A 13775-nucleotide genomic window follows, 5' to 3' on the forward strand; every position below is an offset into this window, starting at 1 on the left:
GATTCGCCGAGCTATCTCCCAGCCTCGGCCGTACTGTTGCACCCGATCCTGGTTTGCAAGGGAACTCACATGGTAGAGAAAGCATCGGCGCCGTCGGCGCCATAAGGGCAAGACCTTCATCGGATGTATCGCGTTCTGCTCGTCGATGACCACCCGGTCGTGATCACGGCCTGCCGCTGGCTGCTGAACGAAGCCGGGATCCGCGCGCTGTCCGAGGCACACGATGCCGACAGCGGGTACCAGGCCTATGTCCGTGACCGGCCGGATGTCGCGATCGTCGATCTGCGCCTGCACGGGCAGGAGCTCGGCGGCATCAGTCTGATCGAACGCATGCGGTCGCACGATCCCCGCGCCCGGATCCTGGTCTTCAGCATGCATGCCGAGCCGCGCATCGTCCGCTCGGCGATCGACGCCGGCGCCAGCGGCTATCTGCTGAAGGACGCGCCGCCGCAGGAGCTGCCCAAGGCGTTGGAGCAGGTTCGAGCCGGCGGCACCTATCTCGATCCGCAGCTCGCCACCCGCATCGCCCTGCTCCGTGCCGACCCGGACGGCATGGTGGCCCCTGCGCTGACCCCGCGCGAGCGCCAGGCCCTTGCGCTGCTGGCCCAGGCGAAATCCTATCAGGCGATCGCCGACCATCTCGGCATCAGCTACAAGACCGTCATCAACCTGACCTACCGGCTGCGTCAGAAGCTCGGGGCCCGCAGCCTGCCCGACCTGGTTCGTCTCGCGGTGGAAATGTCCCGCCCAAGCATGTGAGGGCCAATCGCCTTCCTGCCGGCCCGCCACGAGCATCCGCCTGAAAGACGAGGGCCTGCGACGGTCTCCCGTCACAGGCCCTCGGGCTCATGTCCGTGTCGCGTCGGTCCAGTGCGGACCGATGTCTCACTTCAGCAGCTTGGCCACCGACTTCAGCTCTTTGGAATCGAGCGTGCCGTCACCGTCCGGATCGGCCGCCTTGAAGCGGCCTTCCACCAGCGCGAGATACTCGTCCTTGGTCAGCGTGCCGTCATTGTCGGGATCAGCGGCCTTGAGATCCTTGGCCGAAACGCGGCCGCGCAGCTCCTTGGCGTCGAGCGTGCCGTCGTGATCGCGATCGAGACGATCGAACAGCGCGCCGGCGGCCGTGCGGACCTCGTTCATGTCGGCGGTGCCGTCCTTGTCGGGGTCGATCGAGGTCAGCAGCTTGGAACGGGCCGGTGCACTGACAGCGATCGTCGACGTGCCGACGATCGCGGCCATGCCGACGGCAGCGGCCGTCATCATCAGTTTCCAATTCATCGAATTGATCCTTTGTCTCCGCCGTCCGAGGGGCGGCGATGAAGGGCACGAAAACAACGTATGCGAGCGTCGGCGATTTCACCGGCAACGCGCCACACATCGCTTTGACCTATGGGAGGCCTTGTCATTTCGCAAGTGCAAGAACGCGACGCCCGGGAAATTCCCGCAAGAGCGTCGGGACTAGAACCTCGGTCCGTGCAGAAAATATCTCCCCGGACGGTCACGACGCGGACCGCTATCGTGGTCGAAGACACCTCCTCCTGCCTCGGCGCGGGCATTGGCGACGTGGCGTCCGCGCTTGGCGACATGCCTTGCGGTTCTGGCACCGCTCCCCGATGACGCCTGTCGGACTTGCCCAACCTGATCTCTCTTGCCGGCCTGGGTTTGATTCCACCAGGCTTCCAGCTGGTCCCGCAGCGGCTCCTCCGCGAAGGCGCGTGCATCCGGCAGCAGCGTGGACAGAAGCAGTGTGAGCACCAGTCCGAGCCGCATCGGCCGAGCGGACAAGCGGCGACGATGACCGGGTGTGTGAAGCACGGGCGTGTCCATTCTCTGGCTGATCCGGTGATCAGCAATGCATGCTGCAACGCATGTTTTCCTCGCTCTATGACCTCAATGTGTTTGCAGCACGCCACATTCATCACCGTGTTGAGATTCACTCGCGAAATGGCCGCCATATTGTCCCGGTCAAAATGTCCCGTTCGACTTGCCAAAACATCCCTATTCCTCATCGAAACAGCAAGGGCCGGAGCAATTGCGGCATTCGACGACTGATCGTTTCCCGATCGCGTCATCTTTCAGCCGACAGGCCCGCATGTTTTCGCCCAGCCGACTCGTTAGCTCATTAGTTGAAGGGAGCGCGGGGACATGCAGCCGAACGGCATCGCCAGGAGTACAAAAAGACGATCGCGATTGTACATGGCTGCCGGTGCTCTCGTGCTCGCGCCGTTCGGTGCAGCGGCCGAGGAGATCCAGGGCAATGACCCCGCCTCGCCCGGACATTTCCAGGTCGAACAGCGCTTCGGCTATCTGACAACCTTCAATCCGCAACAGAACGGCGGACGCCGCGTGCCGCAGCGTGCGGTCACCGGCGAGACCGAGATCGGCTACTCGCCAACCGAATGGTATGAGATCGCGTTGACCTCACCTTACGCCTTTGCCCGCACCAATGTGCCGATGGCGCTGGGCAACGTGATGGACAATGGCGTGCCCGGCTATTCATTCCAGTCCGGCGGCGTCACCATTCGCCAGACCTTCATCCAGGGCGACCGGCTCGAGCGCACCGTCTTCCTCGGCCTGGTGTCACGCACCATCCTGGCGCCGCAGGGCGGCCTGACGCCGGACCTGTGGGTCGCCAACAAGGCCGGCGCCGGCCAGCCCGGCGCACCGCGCTTCGTGCAGGAGGCGACGCCGCGCGTCGCGCAGATGTTCACGCCGATCATCGGCGTCAACCTGCCCAACGACTATCAGCTGATCTTCAACGCCAACATGACGTTCGGCATCGACGGCGCCGGCTCGGCCTTCGAGCCATCGGTGCGCTTCGTCAAGCGCCTCAGCGATCGCTGGACCGTCGGTATCGAGCATTTCTCCAATCTCGGACCGTTCGGCTACATCCTGCCCTGGAATCAGCAGATGCAGACGCTCTACGCGGTCGCCGACACCCGCTTCAAGGGCTTCGAATTCAGCTTCGGCGTCGGCTACGGCCTGACCAACGCCTCGCGCGGCCTTGCCGTCAAGACCAGCATCGGCAAGGATTTCTGACCCCGCGCGCCCTCATCCCATGACCAATCATAAGAAAAGGACACTCGTCATGCGTCGCCTCGTCACCGCCTGCGCGCTTCTCATGCTGGCCGGCTCCGCCGCGTCCGCCGAGGACGGCCCGCGCTTCCTCAACCGCACCGGCCAGACCATCGTGAAAATGTACCTGGCGGCCGCCGGCACCAAAACCTGGGGCGCCGACCAGTGCAAGAACGACGACGAGGGCGAGGTCGACCACAATGAGCGCATGACGCTGGTCGGCGTGAAGTCCGGCCGCTACGACATCAAGCTGTCCGAAAAGGGCGGCCGCACCTGCGTCGCCAAGAACATCGAGCTCAAGGAAGGCGCGCAGTTCGTCGTGCGCGATACCGATCTGACCGAGTGCTCGAAATAGGCGACGCGCGCAGGACGCGGCGCTCAACGCTGTCGCAGACGCAGCGGAACGTTGAGCGCTTCCTGCGCCTGCCGCATCACGGGGGGAAAGCGCGGGAACGGCGCGGCGCGTTCCACACTCGACAGCGCCGCGCGATCGAGCGCGGGCGAGCCGGAGCTGCCGACAAGGCGCCGTGACAGAAGTCGACCGTTACGGTCGATCACGACCGTCACGGTCGCCGTGCCACTGGCGCCGTTGCCGTCGGATGGATAGCTCGCGGCGCGGGCGATGCTCGCGCGCACCTGGCTGTTCCAGTCGGCCTGGCCCTCGCGCGCGCCTTGGCTGTCCTCCCCTGCATTGGGCGCCAACGCGACGCGCGACGGTCGGCTGGCCGGTGCCGCTGGCTTCGGCGGCGCGGGCTTCCGCTCGGCCATCTCCTTGGCCTCTTTCTTCTCGGCCGGCTTGCGTTCGACGCGCTCGAGAATGGGAGCTGGCTTCGCCTCCGGCGGCTTCGCCTCGATCGGCTTCGGCGCTGGCGGCGGCGGCAGCACGATGTCGTCGGCGCGCGGCGGCTCGGGCGCCAGCGCGACCTGCGGCAATGGCTCCGGACTCGCGATCACCTCGGGCACCGGCTCGGGCTGCGCCAACACCTGCGGCTCGGGCGGCTGCGGCACCGGCTCGGCCACGGCTTCGCGCGCGACGGCCTCCTCCTTGGCCGGCTCCGGCTTTGGCGGCTCCGCGGGCGGCGTCGGATCGGCCGGCGGCGCCTCCTGGATCGCCGGCGCAGGCTCGCTCACGACCGCCGGCGTGAACACGACGTCGAACGCTTCTGCCTGCGCGCGGCCCTGCGGCGCCGGGCGCAGCAGCCAATAGCCGGCGGCAAGCCCGACATGCAGCGCCGCGACCACGATCGCAGCGATCGTCCACAGCGTCCGCTCGCGGCGAGCCTCGTCATTGTCGAACGGCTCGAGCGTCAGCACGCTCACGGCGCACTCCGGTCTTCGAGCGCGACAAGCGCCACCTTGGTGTAGCCGGCGCGGCGCAGGGTGTTCATCAGCGCCATCACCTCGCCATAGGGCAGCGTCTGGTCGGCGCGCAGCAGCACGCGCTGGCCACGATCGGACTTGGTGGCGGCATCGAGCGAGGCGGCGATGTCGGACTGGGCGACGCTCTGGTCGCCGACGGCGAGCGAGCGGTCGGCCTTGAAGGTCACGAAGACCGGCGTCTCCGCGCGCGGCTGTGGCTCCGCCGATATCGCCGGCAGGTTGACCGGGATGTCGACGGTGGCGAGCGGCGCCGCCACCATGAAGATGATCAGCAGCACCAGCATGACATCGATGAACGGCGTCACGTTGATGTCGTGCGTCTCCTCGAACTCGTCGGTGCGCCGGGCTAGCTTGACGGCCATGGCTCACTCCGCCGGATTGGCGATCGACAGCAGCGGCGCGTCGACCGCGCGGATGGCGCTGCGCCGCGCCTCCGTGGGCCCGGCGTGCTGACGATCGAGATCACGGCTGAGCAGCCGCATCACCGCCACCGATGCATCGGCGATGACGGCGCGATAGCCGCCGGTGGCGCGCGCGAACAGGTTGTAGATCACGACCGCGGGAATCGCCGCGGCGAGGCCGAAGGCGGTGGCGAGCAGCGCCTCCGCGATGCCCGGCGCGACCACCGCAAGGTTGGTCGTATGCGCATGCGAGATGCCGATGAAGCTGTTCATGATGCCCCAGACCGTGCCGAACAGGCCGACGAACGGCCCGACCGCGCCGACCGTGGCGAGAATGCCGATGCCGCGGCCGATGCGCGCCACCGCCGCCGCCTCGATCCGCTCGAACTGCCAGGAGACACGCTCCTTGATGCCATCGGCGGGGAGGCCACGCGACTTGTCAATTTCGTCATCGGCGACGGCCAGCAGCCGTCCGACCACACCGTCGTCGGCGGAAATGCGTCCCGTCGCATCCGACAGCGCGCGCGCGGCCAGCGCGATGCCGAGCGCGCTGCGCGAGGTGCGCAGTGCCGCGCGGAGCTGGATCGTCTTCACCACCAGAACGGTCCAGGTTGCGACTGAAGCCAGCGCCAGCCCGATCATCACCGACTTCACGACGATGTCGGCCTGCATGAACATGGTCCAGGGCGACAACGCCTCTGGCAGCGTGCTCGCGATATTGGCGATGTGCGCCTGATCCATGGCCGTACTCCCTCGGTGGCCCCGTGGTTGGTGATCACGATCCCGGCGTGGATCGCATGAGGCCATGCCGGATCGTGTCGAGGCCTTGTTGTTTCGTGTCGTTGGGGCAAAGTCACGGCGAAGATCGCGACATGCCCGATCGTCAAAGAGTGCCGCCTGTCCCCACCGGCTTCAAGGCACTTGCTGCGTGGAAGTTGTCCCCGGCGACACGGGAATAATTCCCGAATGGAACGGGAAGCCCCTCACCTCTGGGCCAAAAGAAAAGGCCGGGATTGCTCCCGGCCTTCGTGATGGGATCGCCCGGTCGAGCCGGGCGATGACTTCAGAGCGTTGGCTCACTTTGCCTCGGCGCGCTTCGGCGGGGTGGCCGGCCACGACTTGATCAGGGTGTCGTAGTCGATCGTCTCGCCCTTCGGCTTCTCGTTCGCGAGCTTGCGCTGCGGAGCGATGTTGCCGTCCTTGGCCGACTTGTTGAACCAGAACTCGGCCGATTCCTTCTTGTTCAGCTTCGGACCGCACTCGCCCTGGACCTTGGACTTCTCCAGACGCTCGAGGACGGAGTCCTGAGCGGCCGCGAGCGCGTCCATCGCCTGCTGCGGGGTCTTCGCACCGGACGACGCATCGCCGATGTTCTGCCACCACAGCTGCGCCAGCTTCGGATAGTCGGGCACGTTGTTGCCGGTCGGGGTCCACTGCACGCGCGCGGGCGAGCGGTAGAACTCGATCAGGCCGCCGAGCTTCGGCGCACGCTCGGTGAACGACTTGTCCCAGATGTCGGATTCACGGATGAAGGTGAGGCCGACATGGCTCTTCTTCAGCGACACCGTCTTGGAGACGATGAACTGCAGGTACAGCCAGGCGGCCTTGCGGCGATCCGGCGGGGTCGACTTCAAGAGCGTCGCAGAACCGGCGTCCTGGTAGCCGAGCTTCATGCCCTCCTTCCAGTACGCGCCATGCGGCGACGGGGCCATGCGCCACTTCGGCGTGCCGTCCGCATTCACGACCGGCAGGCCGGGCTTCACCATGTCGGCGGTGAAGGCGGTGTACCAGAAGATCTGCTGAGCGACGTTGCCCTGCGCCGGGACCGGACCGGCCTCGGAGAAGGTCATGCCCTGCGCCTGCGGCGGCGCATACTTCTTCATCCAGTCGAGATACTTCGCGATCGAGTAGACGGCCGCCGGGCCGTTGGTGTCACCGCCGCGCTCGATCGACGAGCCGACCGGACGGCAACCTTCCATGCGGATGCCCCATTCGTCGACCGGCAGGCCGTTCGGGATGCCCTTGTCGCCGTTGCCGGCCATCGACAGCCAAGCGTCGGTGAAGCGCCAGCCGAGCGAGGGATCCTTCTTGCCATAGTCCATGTGGCCATAGACCTTGACGCCGTTGATCTCCTTGATGTCGTTGGTGAAGAACTCGGCGATGTCCTCATAGGCCGACCAGTTCACGGGCACGCCGAGGTCGTAGCCATACTTGGCCTTGAACTTGGCCTTGTAGTCCGGATTGGTGAACCAGTCGTAGCGGAACCAATACAGGTTCGCGAACTGCTGGTCGGGCAGCTGGTAGAGCTTGCCGTCCGGAGCGGTCGTGAACGACTTGCCGATGAAGTCGTTGACGTCGAGCATCGGATCGGTGACGTCCTTGCCCTCGCCCTTCATGTAGTCCGACAGCGCGATCGTCTGGCCGTAGCGGAAGTGGGTGCCGATCAGGTCGGAGTCGTTGATCCAGCCGTCATAGACGTTCTTGCCGGACTGCATCTGGGTCTGCAGCTTCTCGACGACGTCACCTTCCTGGATGATGTCGTGCTTGAGCTTGATGCCGGTGATTTCGCTGAACGCCTTGGCGAGAGTCTTCGACTCGTATTCGTGAGTCGTGATGGTCTCTGAGACGACGTTGATCTCCATGCCCTTAAAGGGCTCGGCGGCCTTCGCGAACCACTCGAGCTCCTTCTTCTGCTCTTCCTTCGACAGCGTCGAAGGCTGGAATTCGCTGTCGATCCACTTCTGGATCGTGGCGTCGTCCGCACGTGCCGGCACGGACAGCGTCATAGTGGCGGCGAACAGCGCAGCAGCGCTGGTCATCGCGAGATAGCTCGCCTTGGTCAGGTGATGCTTCCTAGGTTTCAAGTGTCGCATGCTTTCCTCCTTGAGCGACAGACGTATCCAGGTCCGGGTTGTCCCCGGATCTGCCCCTTTTCACCTGCGTCAGACGGTGCGGAAGATCGCAACGGCTGATGCAAGCGAAATTGCGGTCGCGAGCCACAGGCTCGAAACCTCAAACCCTTCCTCGCCGATCGGCAAGGTCGCAATCGTGTCGGTGCCGACCAGACCGATCCATACGAGATGAATGACGGCGGCCGAGATCAGCGAGATGAACAGCCGGTCGCCGCGCGTGGTCGGGATGCGCAGCACGCCGACCCGCTCGGCCTCCGGGTAGCGCGCGGCGAGCACGATCATGACGCCGAGCGTGCATGCGAGCGCAGCAAAGAAGATCGCGGTCGGCAAGGTCCATGCCATCCATGCGATGCTGTTCATGGCTATCGGCTCCAGGCGGTAATGGGCCCCCTCCCCCGCTTGCGGGGGAGGGTTGGGGTGGGGGCGCCGCGCGTCGGAGCGCCCGAGAGGAGAGATGCCCCCACCCGTATCGCATCTGACGATGCGATACGGCCTCCCCCGCAAGCGGAGGAGGCGGAACGGAGGCCGTGGCAACAAGCGTGCGTCATCACACCCGTCCCAGCGCGAAGCCGCGCGCGATGTAGTTGCGGACGAACCAGATGACGAGCGCGCCGGGGATGATCGTGAGCACGCCGGCAGCCGCGAGCAGACCCCAATCCATGCCGGACGCCGAGACCGTGCGCGTCATCACCGCCGAGATCGGCTTGGCGTCGACGGAGGTCAGCGTGCGCGCGAGCAGCAGTTCGACCCAGGAGAACATGAAGCAGAAGAAGGCGGCGACGCCGATGCCGCTCGCGATCAGCGGCACCAGGATCTTCACGAAGAAGCGCGGAAACGAGTAGCCGTCGAGGAACGCCGTCTCGTCGATCTCGCGCGGCACCGACGACACGAAGCCTTCGAGGATCCAGACCGCGAGCGGGATATTGAAGATGCAATGCGCCAGCGCCACCGCCCAGGGCGTATCGAACAGGCCGATCGCCGAATACAGATTGAAGAACGGCAGCGCGTAGACCGCAGCCGGCGCCATGCGGTTCGACAGCAGCCAGAAGAACAGGTGCTTGTCGCCAAGGAAGCGGTACCGCGAGAATGCATAGGCCGCCGGCAGCGCCACGGCAATCGAGATCACCGTGTTGATGATCACGTATTTCAGCGAGTTGATGTAGCCGGAATACCAGCTCTCGTCGGTGAAGATGCGCATGTAGTTGGCCAGCGTCGGCTGATGCGGCCACAAGTTCATCGTGGTGACGATCTCGTTGTTGGTCTTGAAGCTCATGTTGACGAGCCAGTAGATCGGCAACAGCAGGAAGACCAGGAACAGCGAGATGATGATCCGACGGCCCGGAATGGTGTTCATCACGCGCCCCCTTTCACCGGCCGCCGCTCGGCGCCGGCATTGGTCATGATGGTGTAGAACACCCAGCAGACGATCAGGATGATCAGATTGTAGACCAGCGACAGGGCAGCCGCCTTGCCGAGATCGAACTGGCCGAGCGCGATCTTGACGAGCTCGATCGAGATGAAGGTCGTCGAATTGCCCGGCCCGCCGCCTGTGACGACGAACGGCTCGGTGTAGATCATGAAGCTGTCCATGAAGCGCAGCAGCACGGCGATCAGCAGCACGCGATGCATCTTGGGCAGCTGGATCGCGGTGAACACCGCCCAGCGCGAGGCGCCGTCGATCTGCGCAGCCTGGTAATAGGCGTCGGGGATCGACTTCAGGCCGGCATAGCACAGCAGCGCTACCAGGCTGGTCCAGTGCCAGACGTCCATCAAGATGACCGTGAACCAGGCGTCGGCGTCGTTCGAGACGTAATTGTAGTCCAGGCCGATGGCGTTGAGCGTGTAGCCGAGCAGGCCGATGTCGGAGCGGCCGAAGATCTGCCAGATCGTGCCGACCACGTTCCACGGAATCAGCAGCGGCAGCGCCAGCACGACGAGGCAGAACGCCACGGTCCATCCGCCCCGCGGCATCGACAGCGCCACGACGATTCCGAGCGGAACCTCGATGGCCAGGATCGCGAGCGAGAAGATCAGGTTGCGCCCGAGCGAGGCGAGGAAGCGGCCGCCGAGATCGGTCGAGGGATCGAGCAGCTCCTTGAACCAGCCGACGCCATTCCAGAAGAACTGGTTGTTGCCGAACGTGTCCTGCATCGAATAGTTCACCACCGTCATCAGCGGCAGGACAGCGGAGAACGCCACCAGCAGGAACACCGGCAGCACCAGGAACCAGGCCTTGTTGTTGATGGTCTTGTCCATCACTCAGGCTCCCTCGACGAGACGGCTGTCGGCATAGACGTGGACATAGGCTGGATCGAACTTCAGCCCGATCGCCGAGCCCTGCGGCGAGAAGCCGGCCGGCAGGCGCGCGGCGAACTTGACGTCGCCGACGCGAACGCGGGCGAAACGGATGCGGCCGAGATCGTCGACGCGTTCGATATTGGCGTCGAGCAGGCCCGGTCCGGGTTGAGCGACATCGACGAATTCCGGGCGGACGCCGATCTCGATCTTGGCGCCGGCCGGCAGCGCGTCGTAGCTGCGCGACAGCGTCAGGGTGTGGCCATCGATGCGGGCCTCGCGTCCCTTCACCTCGGCGGAGAGGATGTTCATGCCGGGCGAGCCGATGAAGTAGCCGACGAAGGTATGCGCCGGCTTGTCGAACAATTCCGCGGGCGTGCCGCTCTGCACCACGCGGCCGTCATGCATGACGACGACGGTGTCGGCGAAGGTCAGCGCCTCGGTCTGGTCGTGGGTGACGTAGATCATCGTCAGGTCGAGCTCGCGATGCAGCGCCTTCAGCTTGGAGCGCAGCTGCCATTTCAGCTCGGGATCGATCACGGTCAGCGGCTCGTCGAACAACACGGCGGCGACGTCGGAGCGCACCAGGCCGCGGCCGAGCGAGATCTTCTGCTTGGCGTCGGCGGTGAGCCGCGTCGCCTTGCGATGGAGGTCCGGCGTCAGGTCCAAGAGCCGCGCGATCTCGGCGACGCGCTTGTCGATCTCCGCTTTCGGCACGCCGCGGTTCTTGAGCGGAAAGGCGAGGTTCTCGCCGACCGTCATCGTGTCGTAGATCACCGGAAACTGGAACACCTGCGCGATGTTGCGCTCGCGGGTCGAGGCTTTGGTGATGTCGGTGCCGTCGAACAGGATCTTGCCGTGCGAAGGCGTCAGAATGCCGGAGATCAAGTTGAGCAGCGTGGTCTTGCCGCAGCCGGACGGGCCGAGCAGCGCATAGGCGCCGCCCTGGCGCCAGGTCATCGTCACCGGCTTCAGCGCGTAGCTCTCGATATCGCCGCTGTTGCCGTTGTAGGCGTGGGCGAGATCGACGAGGTCAATGCGGGCCATGCGGCATCTCCCTCAGATCGCCGGCGCGGCGACCAGGCGGTCGCCAGCGTCGAACACGAACACATTGGACGGATCGAGCACCGCGTCGAGGATCTCGCCGGGCTCGTATTCATGGACGCCGTGCAGCACGGAGACCCAGTTCATGCCGTCGCGCGTCAGATGCACGAAGCTCTCCGATCCCGTGATCTCGGTGACCGAGACGATCGCAGGAAAGGCATGGCGGCCGTGGCTGCCATCGCCTTTGCCAAGCCCGAGCTGATGCGGGCGGAAGCCCACGCGATAGGCGCCATCGGGCAGATCAGCATAGAGGCCTACCGCCGGCGCCTTGACCCCGCCGGCGTACTCCACGCTCTCGCCGCGCTTCTGGATCTCGACCGTATTCATCGGCGGGTCCGAGAACACCTGGCCGACACGCAAGGTGTCGGGTCGGCGATACACGGCCGCAGTATCGCCGGCCTGCAGCGCCTGCCCTTCCCACATGCAGATGGTGCGGCCGCCGAGCAGCAGCGCCTCCGACGGCTCGGTGGTGGCGTAGACGAAGATTGCGCCGGATGCCTCGAAGATGCGCGGCAGCTCGGTGCGCAGCTCCTCGCGCAGCTTGTAGTCGAGATTGGCGAGCGGCTCGTCCAGCAGCACGAGGTCCGCACCCTTCACCAGGGCGCGCGCGATCGCGGTGCGCTGCTGCTGGCCGCCGGAGAGCTGCAGCGGCGTACGCTTCAGATAGGGCTCGAGCCGGAGCAGCCGGGCTGCTTCCGCCACGCGCTTCTCGATCTCCTGGCGCGACTTGCCTTGCACGCGCAACGGCGAAGCGATGTTCTCATAGACCGAGAGCGAGGGATAGTTGATGAACTGCTGATAGACCATCGCGACCGAGCGCTGCCGCACGTCGGCGCCGGTGACGTCCTTGCCGTCGACCAGCACCCGCCCCGTGGTCGGCCGGTCGAGGCCGGCGAGCAGCCGCATGATCGAGGTCTTGCCGGACAGCGTCGGCCCGAGCAGCACGCTCAGCGTACCGCGCTGCAACGTCAGCGAGACGTCGCGAATGGTGGTCACGCCGTCGACAATTCGGGAGACGTGATCGAGCGTCACGCTCATGCGCGCCCTCCCGCCTCACGCGCCGGCACGGCGGAGCGCTCGCGATTGGCTGTGATCCACGCATCGAGCGCGGCGATCTCAGCCGCCGACATCCGCAACCCCAGCTTCGATCGCCGCCACACGATGTCCTCGGCCGTCAACGCCCACTCGTTCGTCATCAGGTACCTGACTTCACGCTCCGTCAAGGTGCCACCGAAATCCTGGCCGAGATCGGCCAAAGATGTCGCACCGGCGAGCATGGCCGCAGCCCGCGTGCCATAGGCATGGGCGATCCGCTTCGCATGTGCATCCGACAGGAACGGATAGGTCTTGCGGAGATCCGCAATCAACGGCCCGACGGCCGAAACCTTCATGTCGCCGCCGGGCAGCGACGCCTTGCCGGTCCATCCCTCCTCCGCCTTGCCCCCTTTCACATAGGGCGCGAGACGCTCCAGCGCCTCTTCCGACAGGCGCCGGTAGGTGGTGATCTTGCCGCCATAGATCGACAGCAGCGGCAAGCCGCCGGGCGTATCGAGCTCGAACACGTAGTCGCGGGTCGCCGCCTTGGCCTCGGAGGCGCCGTCGTCATAGAGCGGCCGCACGCCGGAATAGCTCCACACAACGTCGGCCGGCGTCACCGGCTTGGCGAGATATTCCCCGAGCGCGGCGCAGAGATAGGCGATCTCCTCGTCGGTCGCCTTCACCTTGGCCGGATCACCCTGATAGTCGCGATCGGTGGTGCCGATCAGCGTGAAATCCTGCTGATAGGGAATGGCGAAGATGATACGGCCGTCGGCGTTCTGGAAGATGTAGGCGCGATCGTGATCGTAGAGCTTGCGCACCACGATGTGCGAGCCCTGCACCAGCCGCACCTTGGCCTTGGCATTGACGCCGGCGCCGGTCGCCAGCACCTGCTCGACCCAGGGACCGGCGGCATTGACCAGCGCGCGCGCCTTGATGGTCTCGCGCTCGCCGGTCTGCGTGTTATCGGTCGTGACCAGCCAATGGCCGCCATCCTGACGGATCTCGGTCGCGCGCGCGCGGGTGCGGATGACGGCGCCGCGATCGGCAGCATCCCGCGCGGTCAGCACGACCAGACGCGCATCGTCGACGAAGCAGTCGGAATATTCGAAGCCCTTGCTGTAGCGCCCGGGGATCAAGGGGCGGCCGACCTCGTCGCTGCGCAGGTTCACCGACCGCGTCGGCGGCAGCAGCTTGCGGCCGCCGAGATGGTCATAGAGGAACAGGCCGAGGCGCAGCAGCCAGGCCGGGCGCAGCCCCGAATGATGCGGCAGCACGAAGCGCAGCGGACGGATGATGTGGGGCGCGATCTGCCACAGGACTTCGCGCTCGATCAGCGCCTCGCGGACCAGCCGGAACTCGTAATATTCGAGATAGCGCAGGCCGCCATGCACGAGCTTGGTCGACCAGGACGAGGTTCCGCTCGCCAGATCATTCATTTCACAAAGGAAAACGGAATTTCCGCGTCCGGCCGCATCGCGCGCGATGCCGCAACCGTTCACGCCGCCTCCGATAATGGCGAGGTCGTAGATCCGCTCCAACAGACGCATCCCCCGGCAATCGCCTT

Annotated in this window: 14 protein-coding genes; 3 read left to right on the forward strand and 11 right to left on the reverse strand. The window is 65.5% G+C overall.

Annotated features, from left to right (window positions below):
* Positions 1-123: 123 nt before the first annotated feature.
* Positions 124-759, forward strand: coding sequence for a response regulator transcription factor (locus tag QW861_RS12320; protein ID WP_315750378.1), 636 nt, complete (start codon positions 124-126; stop codon positions 757-759).
* A gap of 126 nt (positions 760-885) precedes the next feature.
* Here the strand turns inward: QW861_RS12320 and QW861_RS12325 are convergent, their stop codons facing one another.
* A complete protein-coding gene (locus QW861_RS12325; protein WP_315717374.1) occupies positions 886-1242 on the reverse strand; it encodes an EF-hand domain-containing protein in 357 nt (118 codons plus the stop codon).
* A gap of 957 nt (positions 1243-2199) precedes the next feature.
* Between QW861_RS12325 and QW861_RS12330 the strand changes: the two genes are divergently transcribed.
* Positions 2200-3042 (forward strand): hypothetical protein, encoded by an 843-nt coding sequence (locus QW861_RS12330; RefSeq protein WP_315717330.1) that lies wholly within the window; start codon positions 2200-2202, stop codon positions 3040-3042.
* Between the two features lie 49 nt (positions 3043-3091).
* Positions 3092-3433: a hypothetical protein gene (locus QW861_RS12335; RefSeq protein ID WP_315717331.1), complete on the forward strand. Its 342-nt coding sequence runs from the start codon at positions 3092-3094 to the stop codon at positions 3431-3433.
* A 23-nt stretch (positions 3434-3456) separates the two neighbouring features.
* Here QW861_RS12335 and QW861_RS12340 read toward each other — a convergent pair whose 3' ends face one another.
* The 10 genes from QW861_RS12340 to glpD all read right to left on the reverse strand — a co-directional run bounded on the left by QW861_RS12340 (position 3457) and on the right by glpD (position 13758).
* Entirely contained in the window at positions 3457-4398 is a 942-nt protein-coding gene (locus QW861_RS12340) for a TonB family protein (protein WP_316171606.1), read from the reverse strand.
* Entirely contained in the window at positions 4395-4820 is a 426-nt protein-coding gene (gene exbD / locus QW861_RS12345) for a TonB system transport protein ExbD (protein WP_316187207.1), read from the reverse strand. Before exbD ends, QW861_RS12340 begins: the two co-directional genes overlap by 4 nt.
* 3 nt (positions 4821-4823) lie before the next feature.
* Positions 4824-5600 (reverse strand): tonB-system energizer ExbB, encoded by a 777-nt coding sequence (gene exbB, locus QW861_RS12350; protein ID WP_316187208.1) that lies wholly within the window; start codon positions 5598-5600, stop codon positions 4824-4826.
* A gap of 335 nt (positions 5601-5935) precedes the next feature.
* Complete coding sequence (locus QW861_RS12355) at positions 5936-7678, reverse strand: ABC transporter substrate-binding protein (RefSeq protein WP_315717375.1); 1743 nt, start codon at positions 7676-7678, stop codon at positions 5936-5938.
* Positions 7679-7801: 123 nt separating this feature from the next.
* Positions 7802-8131, reverse strand: coding sequence for a DUF2160 domain-containing protein (locus tag QW861_RS12360; RefSeq protein ID WP_315717336.1), 330 nt, complete (start codon positions 8129-8131; stop codon positions 7802-7804).
* A 187-nt stretch (positions 8132-8318) separates the two neighbouring features.
* Positions 8319-9125 carry a carbohydrate ABC transporter permease gene (locus QW861_RS12365; protein WP_316193101.1) on the reverse strand — a complete coding sequence of 269 codons (807 nt, stop codon included), beginning with the start codon at positions 9123-9125 and terminating at the stop codon, positions 8319-8321.
* Positions 9125-10027: a sugar ABC transporter permease gene (locus QW861_RS12370; protein WP_315717338.1), complete on the reverse strand. Its 903-nt coding sequence runs from the start codon at positions 10025-10027 to the stop codon at positions 9125-9127. Before QW861_RS12370 ends, QW861_RS12365 begins: the two co-directional genes overlap by 1 nt.
* Positions 10028-10030: 3 nt before the next feature.
* On the reverse strand, positions 10031-11113 hold the full coding sequence (locus tag QW861_RS12375) for an ABC transporter ATP-binding protein (protein ID WP_315717339.1): 1083 nt from the start codon (positions 11111-11113) through the stop codon (positions 10031-10033).
* A gap of 12 nt (positions 11114-11125) precedes the next feature.
* On the reverse strand, positions 11126-12208 hold the full coding sequence (locus QW861_RS12380) for an ABC transporter ATP-binding protein (RefSeq protein ID WP_315717340.1): 1083 nt from the start codon (positions 12206-12208) through the stop codon (positions 11126-11128).
* Entirely contained in the window at positions 12205-13758 is a 1554-nt protein-coding gene (gene glpD, locus QW861_RS12385; protein ID WP_315750375.1) for a glycerol-3-phosphate dehydrogenase, read from the reverse strand. The genes QW861_RS12380 and glpD overlap by 4 nt, the downstream gene beginning before the upstream one ends.
* Positions 13759-13775: the final 17 nt, after the last annotated feature.

It is taken from the genome of Bradyrhizobium sp. SZCCHNRI1029, assembly GCF_032487555.1.
Lineage (GTDB): Bacteria > Pseudomonadota > Alphaproteobacteria > Rhizobiales > Xanthobacteraceae > Bradyrhizobium.

Excerpts from the sequence above, each read along its gene's own strand:
- exbD (WP_316187207.1), bottom strand. The coding sequence starts at position 4,820 with ATGGCCGTCAAGCTAGCCCGGCGCACCGACGAGTTCGAGGAGACGCAC.
- glpD (WP_315750375.1), bottom strand. The coding sequence starts at position 13,758 with ATGCGTCTGTTGGAGCGGATCTACGACCTCGCCATTATCGGAGGCGGC.
- QW861_RS12375 (WP_315717339.1), bottom strand. The coding sequence starts at position 11,113 with ATGGCCCGCATTGACCTCGTCGATCTCGCCCACGCCTACAACGGCAAC.
- QW861_RS12330 (WP_315717330.1), top strand. The coding sequence starts at position 2,200 with ATGGCTGCCGGTGCTCTCGTGCTCGCGCCGTTCGGTGCAGCGGCCGAG.
- QW861_RS12320 (WP_315750378.1), top strand. The coding sequence starts at position 124 with ATGTATCGCGTTCTGCTCGTCGATGACCACCCGGTCGTGATCACGGCC.
- QW861_RS12380 (WP_315717340.1), bottom strand. The coding sequence starts at position 12,208 with ATGAGCGTGACGCTCGATCACGTCTCCCGAATTGTCGACGGCGTGACC.
- QW861_RS12365 (WP_316193101.1), bottom strand. The coding sequence starts at position 9,125 with ATGAACACCATTCCGGGCCGTCGGATCATCATCTCGCTGTTCCTGGTC.
- exbB (WP_316187208.1), bottom strand. The coding sequence starts at position 5,600 with ATGGATCAGGCGCACATCGCCAATATCGCGAGCACGCTGCCAGAGGCG.
- QW861_RS12335 (WP_315717331.1), top strand. The coding sequence starts at position 3,092 with ATGCGTCGCCTCGTCACCGCCTGCGCGCTTCTCATGCTGGCCGGCTCC.
- QW861_RS12370 (WP_315717338.1), bottom strand. The coding sequence starts at position 10,027 with ATGGACAAGACCATCAACAACAAGGCCTGGTTCCTGGTGCTGCCGGTG.
- QW861_RS12360 (WP_315717336.1), bottom strand. The coding sequence starts at position 8,131 with ATGAACAGCATCGCATGGATGGCATGGACCTTGCCGACCGCGATCTTC.
- QW861_RS12325 (WP_315717374.1), bottom strand. The coding sequence starts at position 1,242 with ATGGCCGCGATCGTCGGCACGTCGACGATCGCTGTCAGTGCACCGGCC.
- QW861_RS12355 (WP_315717375.1), bottom strand. The coding sequence starts at position 7,678 with ATGACCAGCGCTGCTGCGCTGTTCGCCGCCACTATGACGCTGTCCGTG.